Origin of the sequence: Microcoleus sp. Pol12B5 (assembly GCF_036701335.1) — a bacterium.
In the GTDB taxonomy this organism is placed as follows: domain Bacteria; phylum Cyanobacteriota; class Cyanobacteriia; order Cyanobacteriales; family Microcoleaceae; genus Microcoleus.
In genome coordinates, this window is the sequence record NZ_JAUBQQ010000004.1 from 43,570 (window position 1) to 59,730 (window position 16,161).

Sequence of the window (16,161 nt, forward strand, 5' to 3'; positions counted from 1 at the left end):
CTTTAGCCTAGCGCCGCAGTTTTCCATTGCACCGCAGCGCTAAATATTAATGTTTATTCAGCCTCGCAGACAATTTTCCACACAGGCCTTGACATCCACAGAAGCGCGTGTCATGATTAAGTTGAGGAATAAATCAACATAGGTCAAAACTATGGCACGGCAAGCAAAACAATCATCTCAAGTTAAAAGTTCCAGCAGCCAAGCAGCCTCCAATACTCGCACCAAGTTTACCCTCTACAATTTTGCCGGAAACGCAAAGGCATTCTATCTAGTCGATCGCATTAATTTAGAAAGAAAGCCCGGTGATATCCCTGAAAAATCCGTCGCTCACAGCATCATCATCATCGACCGTTCCGGCTCAATGTATTATGACTTAGAACCGCTCAAAGAAACCCTAATCAAGCTTTTGACCTTAGACGAATACAACAATTACCAGCTAATTGTTAGCCTGATTTCCTATGCTAGCAATGGGGACGTAATTTGTCATTTCCAGCGAATTCCCATTCAAGAAGTGCTGAAGTTTGACTCTCAATACATCAAAGAAATTCAAAAAATCCACACGGCTGGCAGTACCTGCATATCGCAGTCGATGCAACTCGCTAAATCTTTGGTTAAAGCGGGAGAAATGACAGCGATCAATTTGCACACAGACGGCTATGCAAATGACCCCAGTGCCAATTCGGAATCTGCAAAACTAGGGGAAATTTGCGAAGAACTGAAAGACATGGATGTGTTTGCCAACACGATATCCTATGCCTCTGCTGACTTCAAACTTCTCTCCAAAATCGCCAACACATTATCGGGAAACTGCATCCGCGCTGGCGAAGTCAAAATGGTTTATGATGCTCTTTACGACAGCACAAAACTTTTAGGCAGTTCCGTTGCACCTGCGCTGGAAAAACCGTTAATTAAGGAATATGATTATCAAGTTTTTGTTTCCAAAAGCGGCAAGAAAATCAACGGTTCATCGAGCACGCTGAAAATCTGCGGGCTGAAAGCAGACGATCGGGGACTGTTTTACAAATATCAGAAAGTCGCCAAAGATGAGTATGACAAACTAGATGTTCCCGTTGCTCAAACTGATGAGTCGGTGTTTGCTTTTGCGAAAGCTAACCTCGCTGACGGCAATTTAAATACGGCTAAGTATGCGCTGGTTAGTACCTTCGACGCTACTTTGACGGAAAAACACGCTAAAGCTTTGACAAATGCCCAAATAGCTGAGTTTACGGAAGATTTGGAACAGGCTGTTTTTGCGCCTGAGGTGTTGAAAAATCATGAAATTGGCGATCGGGTAAAAGTCAGCGATAAAATTTCCCTGCTGGAGTTAATCAAGATATTGGAGGAAAACAGCAACAGCATCATCATCAACTTGAAACACTTGCAAGAAAATTATCAGCGAAAAGGTTTGAAGCGAATTGAGGGAAAGCGAGACGAAAACGGCAACCTTGTCAAGCCTTGGCTGAAAACAGAATTCTTAGATGGTGGCGAATACGTGCAAATGGGTTCATTTGCCATCAATCAAAATACCGCTACCATCAATATGCTGATTACCCGAAAAGCTAAGCTGGTAAAAGTTGAGGATGGAACTTTAATCGCAGAAGTGGCGGGAATTCTAGTTACAGACCTCAATACTTTCAACAATTATACCATTGTCAGCGACGGCGAAGTTAATATTAAGTCGCTGCGAACCAAAATCAGCAGCAAATCAGTGTTTGATTTGCTCAAAAAATGCGGTGTCCTTGAAAAAGACGGTTCGCCCGTGCAAGACTTTGACTTCCGTTCAGAGTACGATATTAAGTTGGAGACTTTGCCCCTGGTGCCTTTTGACGGGCGTTACGGCAGCCTTGACGGAGTGTTTGAGGAACTCGCAGAAATCAAAATTCTCTCTAGCATTCTCTCGGCTCATTTGAAGAAGGAATCCGAGGCTTACACTGCGGAACAATTGGAAGAATTGAAACAGCATTATCTGTCAAAAAACCTTTACATCAATTTTCCGACGACGACGGAATACACAGATTTAAAAAGTGCGATCGCCAACGGTTCAGTAGATTCGCGAGTCAGCTACAAAATCGACATCGGCAGCAAAAACATTCTCAACTTCGGCAAATTGCACTCTGCCAACAAATTTCTCGATCGCCTTTATGAAGTTTACCACAAAAACACGGGCGAAAAGCTAGCAAAACCGACATTTGACATCACGTTAGATGAGCCTGTTGTCTTCGCACACAAAACGCTTTCATCCCGAACAAAAATCACCAAAGTTGACGACTTGATGAAACTGATTTTCGATGAGTTTTTGGGGTTGGAGGATAACGGAATTGTTAGCGCTACTTTAGCCAAAGTGGGTGCAGATAGTTTGCTGCGGCTTTTGCAAGCGAAATGGCAGGAAGAAGATGTCAAGCGAGACGAATTTGTCGCTGCTTTAGCTAATGCGAATGAGCGACTGGACGCTTATGCAGAAAAAGTGTACCGCGAAAAAGTTTCACCGCTGGTTTTCTATATCGGTTCTACCGGACTTATCCCGGATGAAATGGAGGCAAAAGCGGCGACGGCTGAGGAAATTAATTCTAAATACGGCAACTTGCAATTTTCTAAAGATGAGCAAGAGGGGATGTTTTTTGAAGTCGGAGACTGCATTATTAGCGTGTATGCTAAGAATGAGTATTTCACGGTAGGGAAGTAGGAATTATAGCCTTTCTCTGTAACATGAGGTGCTCATAGGGCATAGGGCATAGGACTCGCCCCCATACCTCACGACGCTTGAGAACCGCTATAGGGTGGGCATTATTTGCCCACCTTGCTCAAATATGGGTGATTGAAATAAACCGCAAAGTCGCAGCGGTGGCGACTAGGAAATAGGTAGATGGGACAAGTATTAGGTTGCCAAGACGAAAGGAGCGATCGGAAATCTTCTATGATGGGAGTAGAACAAGAGTTTGAGTGTGTGCAATTGCTTAGCTTTTAGCTTTATGCCAAGTCATCACTAGATACTTACGATCGTGTTCAATCCCATCACCAGTAGATAAAAACTCGTGTTTATTGTAGAAAGCAACCGCTATTTTATTCTCCTCATAGACTGGTAACTCAATTGGAGATTTGCAGTTTTGTTTAACCTGCTTCATCAATTTAGTTCCGCAGCCTTTGCGTTTATAATTTTTCAAAATATATAAAATATTTAATATTGTCTTATCCTTATACTCACGAGCAAAGGCAAATCCAATTACTACATCACCATCCACTATAACCCATGCTTTAATAGACCATTTTCCATATTTATCTTCACCTTTGCCATTCAATAAATTCTTTTCGAGAGCATCTAGTTCTTTCTGTAAAGCATCATCAGGCACCAAGCCTAGTAATTTTTCTTCTGTTTTAAATATGTTTAAAACTTGATTAAGATGAGATTTATTATACTTTCTGATTTGTCCAACCATAGTTGATTTGTTCCAAAAATACAGTGAGCGCAATAAATGCCTAATGTTTTAGCGATTTCTGGCCTGATTAGGGCATCTTGAGGAGATCATGTTGAACTCGCAATCTGCCTAGCAGCCTCTCGCAGCCGCTCTACATCGCGCATCGGCGGTATACCAAAGAGCCGCTTGTACTCTCGGTTGAAGTGCGAGGAATCGTCATAACCCACACGGTAGGCAGCACTGGTAGCGTCAAGGTTTTGCCCCAACATCAGACGGCGAGCTTCCTGGAGTCGCAGTTGCTTCTGGAACTGCAAGGGACTCATGGCAGTGACAGACTTGAAGTGATGGTGGAAGCTCGATACACTCATGCCAAGCTCTCGTGCGATGCTTTCAATCCGAAGCGGCTGGTTAAAGTCTTTACGCAGTCGATCGACTGCTCTAGCAATTTGGTGGGTAGAGCCACCCAGAACAGCAATATGACGCAGCCGACTACCTTGCTCTCCCATCAGGAGTCGGTAAATGATTTCCCGCTTAATCAGTGGTGCCAGAACATTAGCTTCACCAGGGCAATCTAGAAGCCTGACGAGCCGCACCACAGCGTCCAAAAGATTTGCATCCAACGGACTTACGTCGATCGCTTTGACACTGGCACCCCGTTGTGCTGAGGGATAGCGTGCCTCCACCATGACTGAGCCAACTAAGGTAGGGTCGAGATCGAGACGAAGGCCTAGGTACGGTTTTTCCTGGGTTGCTTCTAGAATTCGGCTGGCAATCGGCAGTTCGATCGTCCCTAACAGATAGTGCATCGGGTCGTACTGATAGCGATCACAGCCCAGAAGGACTTCTTTGCTGCCCTGAGCAATGACACAAAAGGCAGGAATAGAGACACTATGAAAGCATTCCGAAGGGTAGGAGGCGCGATAGAAGTGTAATCCTTTCAGCGGCTCGATCGCTCCATCATGAGGGATCGCCTGTGTAATCCGCTCGGTCAGTTCGTCTCTGTGGGCTTGCGCTCTATCTGCCTCACGCTTTGCCTGCGGGTTGTTCATTAAATCCATAGCGGACTTTTCACTCGTTTTGGCAGCGTTCATTTCTAAGTTTGCAGGATTGTACAACAATCTTAGACGATCGTTCTATTGCTTGGCCTTGAGGATTCTTAGAATGAAGCTAAAGCAATGAAAAATGGTTCCAGCGAATTGTAAGCATTCTCGACTTTTATTCAAGAGAAAATGCAGTTTTGATTGGGCAAGAGATTCGCCTACTGACAACCAAAATGCCATCAAAGCTAACGTTGCTTCTTAAAAAATCCATCCCTATTGATAGAGAAGCGATAAGTGTTCAATTTCTACGATTAGGACAGCCACCCAAATGGCATCAAGTGAAGGAATTAAGAAATGGACATCAAAAGAAGTGGCTCACAGCCTTCCGCCAAAGGATCGGCTGAGTATTTTACGGGAACTGTCCGCATTGACCCCCTGTTCCAAGCAAATGATCCGGCACGCACGTCTGGTGCCAGTGTCACGTTTGAGCCGGGTGCTCGAACAGCATGGCACACCCACCCCTTGGGACAAACCCTAATTGTCACGGCTGGTTGCGGTTTCGTACAACGTTGGGGCGGAGCGATCGAGCAAATTCGACCGGGGGACGTGATCTGGTTCTCGCCTGGTGAAAAGCATTGGCACGGTGCTACCTCAACCACAGCCATGACTCACATTGCCATTCAGGAGGCGCTCGACGGCAAGCCTGTGGATTGGCTGGAACAAGTCAGCGACGAGCAGTACGAAGGAAGAGCTTAATGCTTTTGAAATGGTTTCCCATCAAGGCGAAAAACTGCCAGAAGAGAATGCTGATTTTGGTCTTCGCCCTAACGATGTCCCTGAGTTACTCAGCCTGCCGTGCCGACAACAGGATGCCTAGTAGTACCTCGTCGAAGCTGCCGACTGAAATATCAACCAAGCAGGCAAACAGTATGAAGATAAACATCAAGGTAGGAGATAAAGCCGTTACAGCCACGTTGATCGACAGCAAAACCACGCGGGATTTTGTTTCCCTGCTGCCATTAACGCTAACGATGAACGATTTGTTTGGAAGAGAAAAGTTTGGCCATCTACCGAGAACGATTTCGGAGGAGGGAAAGCGAACCAAAACTTATGAAGTTGGAGACATCATTTACTGGTCTCCCGGTCCTGATGTGGCTATTTATTATCGCCACGACGGAGAGGAAATTCCTGACCCCGGCATCATCACGATCGGCAAGATCGATGCTGGCGTAGAAGCATTTAATATACCTGGCTCTGTAAACGCAACAGTCGAGCTGATCAAGTAAGAAAAGGAAGTTCCAATCAAGACTTCCCTCATGGGCAACACGCAAAGGAGTAAAAAATGGCAACGAACGAGAATGGCAGCTACACAGGAAAGGTTGCGTTTGTGACCGGAGCAGCGAGTGGCATTGGTCGAGCTACGGCGCTGGCGTTTGCCCGTGAGGGTGCCAACGTGGTGGCTGCTGATGTTTCACAACCGGGCAATCAAGAAACGGCACGCACGATCGAAGAACTCGGCGGTCGGGCGATCGCCATCAAGTGCGACGTGACCCGAACCGAGGACGTGAAGGCGGCTCTGGACAAGACTGTTGAGGCTTTCGGGCGGCTGGACTTCGCCTTCAACAACGCGGGCATCGAGCCGAGGAAGGCAGCTCCGACTGCGGAGTACGAGGAGGAGGAGTGGAACCGGATTATCGACATCAACCTGCGCGGCGTTTTCCTGTGCATGAAGCACGAGATCCCGCTGATTCTCAAGCAGGGAGGCGGCGCGATCGTCAACACGTCCTCGGGCGCGGGAATCATCGGCATCAAGGGCAGCCCCGCGTACACCGCCGCGAAACATGGCGTGATCGGACTGACCAAGGCAGCGGCCCTCGACTACGCCGCGCAGAACATCCGCGTCAATGCCGTCTGTCCCGGCTACATCGACACCCCGATGATGGGTCGCTTCACCGGCGACACCGACGAAGGGCGCGCCAAGGTGATTGCGGAGGAGCCGATCGGACGGATGGGCAAGCCCGAGGAAATCGCCGAGGCTGTCCTATGGCTGTGCTCCGACGCGGCTGCCTTCATGATCGGCCACGCCATGGTCATCGATGGCGGCCAAACGGTGCAGTGATGTTCGTCGCCAACCCGATCGAACCATAAACGCACGACAACAAAGCACTGTCGCGATCGCCACCTTTACCGCCAGCCGCTATGACTCATATCGCCACTCAGGAGGTACTCGACGGCAAGCCCGCGGACTGGATCGAAAGGGTCAGCAACGAACAATACCAGGACAGATTCAAGACCGAGTAGAAGTAAACCAGCTTATCTTCCAGATTGGAGCATCAATATTATGTACAACGCCAAAGCTTATTCCGCAGCCAGTGCAACATCACCGCTAGCCTCCGACACGATCGCACGGCGCGATCCAACCGAACATGACGTACAGATCGAAATTCTCTTCTGCGGCATCTGTCACTCCGATGTCCATTCGGTGCGTAATGAGTGGAGCGACTTCATGTCTACTACCTACCCGATCGTCCCCGGTCATGAGATGGTGGGACGTATCACCCAGGTTGGCTCGGCAGTGACGAAGTACAAGCCTGGTGATCTGGCAGGAGTCGGCTGCATGGTTGATTCGGATGGAACCTGTCCCCATTGCAAAGCTAACCTTGAACAGTTCTGCCCGAACCTGACGCTCACCTACAATTCCCCAGACAAGCACAAGACTGCTCCAGTCACCTATGGGGGCTACTCCGATAGCATTGTCGTCGATGAACGCTTCGTTCTGCGCGTTCCAGATAACCTCGATCTCGCCGGGGTTGCGCCGCTCCTCTGCGCCGGGATCACCACCTACTCGCCCCTGCGCCACTGGGGCGTTACCGAGGGCAAGAAAGTTGGCGTGGTCGGTCTGGGAGGATTGGGACACATGGGCGTGAAGTTCGCTCGCGCCTTCGGCGCTCATGTCGTCGTCTTCACCACCTCGCCCGGTAAGACGGAAGATGCGCTCCGCCTCGGTGCCCACGAAGTCGTGGTCTCCCGCAATGCCGACGAAATGCAAAAGCACGCTGGCAGCTTCGATTTCATCCTCGACACCGTTTCAGCCAAGCACGACATCAACGCATATCTCAACCTGCTCCGCCTCGACGGTAACATCACCCTGGTTGGCGCACCGGAGAATCCCCTGGAGGTCTCGGCATTCAGCCTGATCATGGGCCGCCGCAGTCTCTCCGGCTCTAACATCGGCGGCATCGCGGAAACCCAAGAGATGCTTGACTTTTGCGGCGAACATAACATCACTGCCAATGTCGAAGTCATCCCCATTCAAAAAGTCAACGAAGCTTACGAAAGACTGCTCAAGTCCGATGTGAAATATCGCTTCTGTATCGATATGGCATCCCTTAAATCTGAATAACCGAAGTGGAACCTCGAAGGAGTAACAATGCAAACGCGCAAACTTGGCAACAGCAACCTAGAAGTTTCCGCGATCGGGCTGGGCAGCAGGCAGGGCTGTTTCATTCTCAGGGAAATCATCGTTTTGTAGGGGTAGTGCCAAGAATGCCTACCCCCTCCACGGACGAGGGAATCGGTGTTTTAAATATCGGGGCAACCACGGGGGGTTTGCCCCTAGCTCGAATGAAGCAGCCCTGCCCCAAAGCGGGGAAGTTCCACCTAAAGAACAAAGCAAAAAATACTGCAGATACAGTACCTTTGGCGTTGGCACAAGATGGAGAGCATTGGGTGAATTATATTGATAAATATTCTGAATCTGTACAATAGTTAATGAATTTAACTCCTAATAAACGTCGCTTTTATCAACAGGGTATACAGGCAGCAACCCTTATTCGGTCTTCTAGACCTCTTTCTCACCCTCCTAGCCCCAGAGAACACAGAAAAATGAGAGGAAACGTGATATTTTAGTAGTTAAAACGGAATTTCTTCCTCTTCATCTTCCACAGTCTTCGCCGTCATCCGCCAACTGGTAATATACTCAATTTGCACATCAATTTTGTTAATCGCTTCCCCTAACCGCTTTTGGATGTATTGAGTCAGCGTCACCATAAAATCTAACTCTACTCCCACAGATAGCGCCAGTTTTGCCAATCTAGCAAAATCTACCTTCAAAATCGAGGAACTGGATAACTTAAAATCGGGAGTATTTCTCTTATTTTGCACCAACATTGCTTTTTTAATGCGCTCTTTCAGATGCTCAACTTCTGAATCCAGCAACTTCCATTCAGGCAAAATTTCTTTGTACCTTTCCCCCAATGCTGTTAAATCCTCACTCTCGGGTTCCGGCGCAATTTTCTTAGTAGATTTTCGCCGCTGCTGTACATTAGAATTCAAGCGCCAACTAGCAATATCCTCAACTTCCAAAGATGGATCGGCGATGAGTTTGCCTAACTGTTTTTGAATTTCTTTCGTCAGCGTTACCGGAAAATTTAACTCAATTCCCTCAGTTTGCGTCAGTCTTGCCAGCGTCATAAAATCAACTTTCATCGTTATCGAACTGGAAAGATCAAAATAAGAACTGTCTTTGAGGTTTTGGGCTAGCATCCCTGCTTTAATGCGTTCTTTCACTTCAGCTATTTCTGAATCTAGCGGCTTCCACTGAGATTCTATTTCCTGATATTTTTCGCCCAAGGCTGTCAAGTTTTCCGTTGCGGGTTCGGGGTAACATTGGGCAAGGATTTCTAGCAGGCGGCGATTCACTCCAGCTAAATAAACCGCGTCCATCTTGGCATATTCTAGCTGCTTCTGGGTGAGGGGACGCTTTGCCCAATCGCCGCTTTGTTCTGTTTTATCTACATAAGCAATGCCGCAAAGTGTTTCTATTAAAGTTTTGAGTTGTCGGTTAGGTAATGGCAGGATGTAAGCTGGAATTTTTCTCGCCATTTTTAATGTGCAAGTGACATTTTGAGCATCATCATTGCCTAGAAATCGGATGTCATAGCTGGCGTTGTGCAAGACTTTTTCAATATTTGGATTTACCATGATTTGGTTGATGAAATGTTTGGCCAATTCAGGTTGATCCAAGACATCTAGTAGAAAAGTGGCATCTCCCGTCGAATCTGTGGAGTCAGCTAACACCTGAATCAGAGATAATCTGGGGTTGGATTTATAGTCAGCGATTTCTGTATCCACCCACAGGATTTTAGCTTGGGAAAATTTAGCGATGAGTGCTTTGATGTCGTTTGTTGCTGTTAAATAAGGCATTTTTACAGACTTTTACTATTAACTTTTTGATTCTATTATGCTATAGCAATTATTGGCTCGATTGTCAACTGTCAACGATAGCATTAAGGACACGGCATTGCCGTGTCCCTACATATATCTTTTCAGAATTAGTATTAAATGTTGACCAGTTTTGGAGGCAGAAACCGGGAATAGACGATCGCATTTTTACCATTCAGCAGTAAGGTACGCAGCGCGCACCTTACAAACTATTAACCTATGACTATTCTGCCACTTCCTCAGATTCCGATTCTTCGGCCGATTCTTCACCAGCAGGCGGCACTAAAGCCACAGCTACGATCGAATCATCCTCATCTAACCGCTGCACCCGCACACCCGTTGCTGTGCGCGATTGAGTAGAAATTGCACTCACAGCCTGACGGATAATAATACCTCGGTTGGTAATGATCATCAATTCGTCATCTTCGTTGACAATTCGCAGCGCAGCTACCTGATCCTTACCCTTTTTCGACTTAAATTTAGTAGCAGTCAATCCCTTGCCAGCCCGTCTTTGTAGGCGGAATTGAGAAACTGGAACCCGCTTGCCGTAGCCGTTGGTGGTGATTACCAACACTGAAGGAACTTCGCTGCTAACTGCCGAAATTTCTTCGACATCTTCGCCTTCAATTTCCTCGGCTTGCAGTTCTAATTCTTCATCTTCCACTTCCGCATCTTCAGTGTCCAATTCAGCAATTTCTGCTCCTTCAAATTCCGATTCGCCAGTTTCTAATTGAGCAATATTAGCTCCCTCAAATTCCGAATCTTCCGTTTCCAGTTCAGCAATTTCCGCAACAATTGAACTGGGCAAAATGTCCATGCTAATCAACTCATCGCCCGATCGCAATTTCATCGATTTTACACCCCGCGTCGCGCGGCCGACTGGGCGCAACTGTTCGTGATTAGTGCGGAAATGAATTGCCATCCCTTGGCGCGTACCGATGATGATGCTGTCACCAACTTTTGCTCTCCGTACCCAGCGCAGTTGGTCGCCTTCTTCTAGAGAAATCGCGATTAATCCATTAGTGCGGATGTTACCAAAAGCGGAAAGTGCGGTTTTCTTGATGTAGCCGCCGCGAGTCAGCATGACCAAGTATTCTTCGCTGGTGAATTCTGTGACTGACACCATAGAAGTGATTTTTTCTTCTATAGGAATCGGCAGCAGTTGCACCACGGGAGTGCCGCGGGCCGTCCGGGAACAGACGGGGATTTGATAAGCTTTTACAGAGTAAACTACGCCCCTGTCGCTGAAGAACAAAACGCTATCGTGATCGCAGCAGGAAAGGAAATGTTCTACTCCGTCGTCTTCTTTCATTTTCGCGCCTGCTTTGCCGCGAGTAGCGCGACTTTGGGCCTCGAAAGTGCTGACCGGCATCCGCTTGATGTAGCCTTGTTCTGTGATCAGAATAATTGCTTGTTCGTTGGCAATTAAATCTCTTTCATCGATTTCTCCTTCGGCGTGTTCGATCACACTGCGTCTAGGAGTGGCGATTTTGGTTTGGATTTCGACTGCTTCAAATTCGGCAATTTCTAAGATGCGTTCCCGACGCGCTAAGATATCTTCCAAATCGGCGATTTTTGCTCGCAATTCTTCGTGTTCTTGCTGAATTTTTTGCGCTTCCAATGCTGTCAAACGCCGTAACTGCATTTGCAGAATTGCGTCGGATTGCTGTTCTGAAAGACCGTAATTATCTATCAATTCTTGTTTGGCTGCGGCGGAGTCGGCTGCGGCGCGAATTAGGTGAATAATTGCATCTAAGTTGTCTAGGGCAATTAATAAGCCTTGCAGAAGGTGGTCGCGTTCTTCTGCTTTGCGGAGCTCGTATTGAGTCCGGCGAGTAATTGTCTCAATGCGGAAGTCTAGGAAGACATTGAGGAATTGGGAGAGCGTAAGTAGTTGGGGTTCCCCATTTACTAGCGCTAACATATTGGCTCCAAAGTTGGCTTGGAGGGGTGTTTGTTTGTAGAGGTTGTTGAGGACGACGCGGGGATAGGCGTCGCGCTTGAGTTCGATGACGATCCGCATTCCGTCTCTATCGCTTTCGTCGCGAATGTCGGAAATTCCATCTAATCTTTTGTCGTTGACAAGTTCGGCAATTTTCTCAATTAGCGCTGCCTTGTTTGTTTGGTAAGGCAATTCGGTGATAATAATTGCTTCTTTGTCGGGGCGGCCAGGATGTTCGATGGTTTCAATGCCAGCGACTCCGCGCATTGTAATCGAACCCCGCCCGGTGGTGTAAGCATCGCGAATGCCGCCTCTACCCAGAATTTGCCCTCCGGTGGGGAAGTCCGGGCCGGGGATGTACTGCATCAATTCCAGGTCAGTAATTGCTGGATTGTGAATTAGTGCTACTAAACCGTCAATTATTTCGCCTAAATTGTGCGGCGGAATGTTGGTGGCCATCCCTACAGCAATCCCCGATGAACCGTTGAGCAAAATTTGGGGGATGCGTGCCGGGAGTACGAGGGGTTCTTGCTGGGAACCGTCGAAGTTGTCGCCAAAATCAACTGTTTCCGAGTCGATGTCGCGCAGCATGGAGTCGCTAGTCAAAGCTGTGAGGCGACATTCGGTGTACCGCATGGCAGCGGGCGGGTCGTTGTCAACGGAGCCGAAGTTGCCGTGGCCGTTGATCAGGCGTTCCCGCATGGAGAAATCCTGAGCCATCCGCACCAGGGCGTCGTAAACCGCTGTATCTCCGTGCGGGTGATACTTGCCCAGCACCTCCCCCACGACGCGGGCGCATTTGCGGAAAGGTCGATCGGGAGTCAAGCCCAATTCGTTCATGGCGTAGAGAATGCGTCGGTGAACGGGCTTGAGACCGTCCCTGGCATCTGGTAGCGCCCGACCGACAATTACGCTCATGGCGTATTCCAAGTACGATCGGGACATCTCATTACCCAGATCCGTCGGGATTATCCGCGACTCAGAGATACTCATAGGTTGAAAAACTCCGTTAAAAATTTAAATTTGACCGCTATAAATCTCAAAAATGCGATAAAATCGGTTTGGATTCAGTAGAGCTGCCAAATATTGCAAATTACTCCTGAAATTATATCACAATTTGCCTTTGAATTTATGGGAAAGTTGCCAGAAAAATTAATGGGCGAAACAAGGGAAATTCGTAAGTTGGCAGTTGGTGATTTAGTCATCAATTGGCAAAAGCTAGAAATGGTTTTTTAGGGGGAAGGCTTTCATGCTTTGGTGAGTTTTTTGAGGGTTATCTAAAAAAATAAAAGGGTTTCCCGATCGCAATTGTAATTTCACAAAACCGAAGGCCTTCTTAAAGCAAACTAAAAATCTAAAATCTAAAATCTAAAATCTAAAATCAGCCGATGCTACCCGTCATCTACTCCGAAGATTTCTTGCTACACAAGACTGGAATGCTTCACCCAGAGCGACCAGAACGTTTAACGGCGATCGTCAACGCTCTGAAAGCTGCTCCTTGGGCGGCTCAAATTGAGTGGCAACTGCCCACCCCAGTGGCGCAGCGCGAACAACAACTGTTCTCGGCTATCAAAAAAGTTCACTCGCAAAGATACATCAAAGAAGTCGAACATTTGGCTCATCGGGGAGGTGGCTACCTCGACGGTGATACGCCGATTTCAGCAGAAAGTTACGATGTAGCGCTGCTAGCGGCGAGTGCTTGGCTCGATGGGGTCGATCGAGTGGTGGCTGCGGGGGAACCGGCTTTTGTGCTGGCCAGACCGCCGGGACACCACGCCGAAAACGCCCGCGCGATGGGTTTTTGCTTGTTTTCCAATGCTGCGATCGCCGCTCACTACGCCTTGGAACAGCCGGGAATCAACCGCGTCGCCATCCTCGACTGGGACGTGCACCACGGCAACGGCACTCAATCTTTGGTGGAAAGCTGCCGCCAAATTGCCTACTGTTCCCTGCATCAATCTCCGTGCTATCCGGGAACTGGAGATGCCGAGGAGCGCGGTGCCTACGACAACGTGCTGAACATTCCCCTCTATCCCGGCAGCGGCATAGCTGAATACCTGAGCGCCTTTGAATCTCTTGTCGTGCCTTTTTTGTCAAAATTTGAACCGGATTTGTTGATTGTCAGCGCTGGTTATGACGCTACTGCGTCTGATCCGCTGGCGAGCATGACTCTGATGCCGTCAGATTTCGGTACTTTCACCGGATACTGCCTGCAACTCACCCGCCGCATAGCTTTTGGTTTGGAGGGGGGTTACGCGCTGAAAGAGTTGGCCGAGTCGGTTGTGGCGACTATTGACCGATGCCTCAATTAGCTGGAAAATTGACCTAGGGAAAAATAAGGTTGAGAAGCGGTGAGGACGGGATGGAGAGTTGTTGAGGGCGATCGTGCTTGATGGTCTTTTTCCCTCTGACTTCTGACTTCTGACTTCAGTGACAAGCATCACAAAGTTAAGAGATCCAAGTCACTTGGCATCAAAGTCTTGGTCACAGATTTTTAACCAAAAAATCACACCTTGTCAATGTGTTCGATCGCCTTTGAAGTCGCTCCCAGAGTGCATAATACAAGTACAACAAGCCTGTTAAAATTTTATCTGTCTCAATCAACTAGGAGGTTTATCATGTCAGTATCCCAAATGACACTCGAAGAGTTATTTGGTCAGGTCATGTTCTCCAGCGTCGTGACTCGCCACGACCGGAGACAGCTCAGATCTGCACTCTTAGAAAGAACACTGAATGAAGATGAGTATGCCATCATCAACCGACTGCTGTACAACGTGCGCCGCGGTTGGGTAAAAATTGTCGATTAAATACCTGGCAATGGCTCCCTGTAGGGGAGTTAATACCATTTTCGATTAAAGAATTCGTAATGACTGATAAATATCGGGGTTGAGATCACGGAAATACTGTTACATTTTCTGTGGAACTCATTACAAGTATAACTTGCCACTTAGGGAAGTTTTTTGTGTTTAATACTTGGATCGAGAGTGTGATGTATTTGACCAGAGTGTTAACTATCATCAAAATCTCGCTACACATCAGCCTATAGGTAGAGATAATTATAAAATGACAGGTTTCGGGTGCATCTCTACTTGTTGAAAAATTGTGAGTTTTGAGTTAACTGAAAAGTTATAATTAACTCAAAACTCATAATTTTTTTGATTTTACATGGGAGATTGGAGAGTGGAAAAACTGATGAATATCAGGGTTAAAAACCGCTATAAAGTTAATATTTTTTAAACTGAGATTAACAATCAAAACTATAAGCAGTTTCCAGTTGAGGAGGAGTGTGCGATCGTACAAGCACAGCCAGTCGCATTGGTCGATCGACCATTCCGGCAATTTGAGCCCGGAAGTGTCAAAATATTAACAACCAGTTCATCCCCAAAATATATGGCTCCCGCCGTTTTAATTGAAAATCTTCAGAAACGCTACGGCACTGTAGAAGCCGTTAAAGATGTTTCCTTCAAGGTAGAACCGGGGGAAATATTTGGTTTGCTAGGCCCCAACGGTGCAGGCAAAACCACAACCCTGCGGGTACTTTGTACTTTGAGTGCGCCCGATAGCGGACGCATTGAAGTGTCTGGCATTTCTGCTGTCAGCCAGCCGAGAATTGCCAGACAAAGACTCGGCTACGTCGCCCAAGAAGTGGCTCTGGATAAGGTGCTGACGGGGCGGGAACTCCTGCAACTGCAAGCAGCGCTTTACCATTTGCCGCGCCATACGATTAAAGGGCGGATTGACAAAATGGTGGAACTCCTCGGTTTGGAGGAGTGGGAAAATAAAAAGACGGGTACCTATTCCGGCGGTATCCGCAAACGCCTCGACTTAGCTGCTGGGTTGCTTCACCAGCCGGATGTTTTGGTGTTAGACGAACCGACTGTCGGGCTCGATATTGAAAGCCGGGTGGTTGTGTGGGATTTCCTGCGCCGCTTGCGGGAGGAAGGTACGACGGTTTTGATTACCAGCCATTATCTCGAAGAAGTGGATGCTTTGGCCGATCGCGTGGCGATTATTGACAAGGGTACGGTGATTGCACAGGGCACGCCGGAGGAGTTGAAAAATCGGGTTGGGGGCGATCGGGTGACTCTGCGGATTCGGGAGTTTTCGCCGATCGAAGAAGCTGAAAAAGCTAAAAAACTGATGCAATCTTTGCCTTTTGTGCAGGAAGTAATTGTCAACACGGCTCAAGGAAATTCTCTCAATTTAGTAGTAACACCGCAAAGCGATGCGCTGGTGACTATTCAGCAAGCTTTGAAAGATGCGGGACTTCCTACTTTTGGAATTGCTCAATCTCGGCCGAGTTTGGATGATGTGTATTTGGCGGCGACTGGTAAGACGCTGTTGGATGCCGAGTTGGCTGCTGCTAGCAACCGCGATTTGAAGGCGGAGCAAAAACAGGCGATGCGATCGTAGTTTGAGGGAAGAGGGAAGTTCGGCAACGGATTTTGTAACGGATGTAACGGATATAAGGAAGAGGGAAGAAGGAAGAGAAAACCTTCTTCCTTCTGCTATATAATCTTAAGAGGAGAGTGAAAAAATACGC

Annotated in this window: 14 protein-coding genes; 10 read left to right on the top strand and 4 right to left on the bottom strand. The window is 47.7% G+C overall.

Features of this window, described 5'->3' with window-relative positions:
* Positions 1-151: 151 nt before the first annotated feature.
* The gene (locus QUA24_RS03615) at positions 152-2,683 is read left to right on the top strand and encodes a VWA domain-containing protein (RefSeq protein ID WP_333227285.1); all 2,532 of its coding nucleotides are present in this window, start codon (positions 152-154) and stop codon (positions 2,681-2,683) included.
* 271 nt (positions 2,684-2,954) lie between these two features.
* Here QUA24_RS03615 and QUA24_RS03620 read toward each other — a convergent pair whose 3' ends face one another.
* Positions 2,955-3,434, bottom strand: a complete 480-nt coding sequence (locus QUA24_RS03620) for a GNAT family N-acetyltransferase (RefSeq protein ID WP_333227287.1) — start codon at positions 3,432-3,434, stop codon at positions 2,955-2,957.
* A gap of 86 nt (positions 3,435-3,520) precedes the next feature.
* Positions 3,521-4,504 carry an AraC family transcriptional regulator gene (locus QUA24_RS03625; protein ID WP_333227289.1) on the bottom strand — a complete coding sequence of 328 codons (984 nt, stop codon included), beginning with the start codon at positions 4,502-4,504 and terminating at the stop codon, positions 3,521-3,523.
* A gap of 303 nt (positions 4,505-4,807) precedes the next feature.
* Between QUA24_RS03625 and QUA24_RS03630 the strand changes: the two genes are divergently transcribed.
* From QUA24_RS03630 to QUA24_RS03650, 5 genes are all read left to right on the top strand, one after another.
* Entirely contained in the window at positions 4,808-5,209 is a 402-nt protein-coding gene (locus tag QUA24_RS03630; RefSeq protein ID WP_333227291.1) for a (R)-mandelonitrile lyase, read from the top strand.
* Entirely contained in the window at positions 5,209-5,739 is a 531-nt protein-coding gene (locus QUA24_RS03635) for a cyclophilin-like fold protein (RefSeq protein WP_333227293.1), read from the top strand. Before QUA24_RS03630 ends, QUA24_RS03635 begins: the two co-directional genes overlap by 1 nt.
* Before the next feature lie 56 nt (positions 5,740-5,795).
* A complete protein-coding gene (locus QUA24_RS03640) occupies positions 5,796-6,572 on the top strand; it encodes an SDR family oxidoreductase (protein ID WP_333227295.1) in 777 nt (258 codons plus the stop codon).
* A gap of 222 nt (positions 6,573-6,794) precedes the next feature.
* Complete coding sequence (locus QUA24_RS03645) at positions 6,795-7,856, top strand: NAD(P)-dependent alcohol dehydrogenase (RefSeq protein WP_333227297.1); 1,062 nt, start codon at positions 6,795-6,797, stop codon at positions 7,854-7,856.
* Positions 7,857-7,861: 5 nt separating this feature from the next.
* On the top strand, positions 7,862-8,221 hold the full coding sequence (locus tag QUA24_RS03650; protein WP_333227300.1) for a hypothetical protein: 360 nt from the start codon (positions 7,862-7,864) through the stop codon (positions 8,219-8,221).
* A gap of 144 nt (positions 8,222-8,365) precedes the next feature.
* Here QUA24_RS03650 and QUA24_RS03655 read toward each other — a convergent pair whose 3' ends face one another.
* Both QUA24_RS03655 and gyrA read right to left on the bottom strand, forming a co-directional pair.
* A complete protein-coding gene (locus QUA24_RS03655; RefSeq protein WP_333227302.1) occupies positions 8,366-9,658 on the bottom strand; it encodes a ribonuclease D in 1,293 nt (430 codons plus the stop codon).
* A 241-nt stretch (positions 9,659-9,899) separates the two neighbouring features.
* Entirely contained in the window at positions 9,900-12,611 is a 2,712-nt protein-coding gene (gyrA, locus tag QUA24_RS03660; protein ID WP_333209536.1) for a DNA gyrase subunit A, read from the bottom strand.
* A gap of 93 nt (positions 12,612-12,704) precedes the next feature.
* Between gyrA and QUA24_RS03665 the strand changes: the two genes are divergently transcribed.
* The 4 genes from QUA24_RS03665 (at position 12,705) to QUA24_RS03680 (ending at position 16,031) form a co-directional block, all read left to right on the top strand.
* Positions 12,705-12,854, top strand: a complete 150-nt coding sequence (locus tag QUA24_RS03665; protein WP_333209537.1) for a hypothetical protein — start codon at positions 12,705-12,707, stop codon at positions 12,852-12,854.
* A gap of 152 nt (positions 12,855-13,006) precedes the next feature.
* A complete protein-coding gene (locus QUA24_RS03670; protein ID WP_333209539.1) occupies positions 13,007-13,930 on the top strand; it encodes a histone deacetylase in 924 nt (307 codons plus the stop codon).
* Positions 13,931-14,236: 306 nt separating this feature from the next.
* Positions 14,237-14,425, top strand: coding sequence for a hypothetical protein (locus QUA24_RS03675; RefSeq protein WP_015175516.1), 189 nt, complete (start codon positions 14,237-14,239; stop codon positions 14,423-14,425).
* Between the two features lie 583 nt (positions 14,426-15,008).
* Positions 15,009-16,031: an ATP-binding cassette domain-containing protein gene (locus QUA24_RS03680; RefSeq protein WP_333227304.1), complete on the top strand. Its 1,023-nt coding sequence runs from the start codon at positions 15,009-15,011 to the stop codon at positions 16,029-16,031.
* The last annotated feature ends 130 nt before the right edge of the window (positions 16,032-16,161 follow it).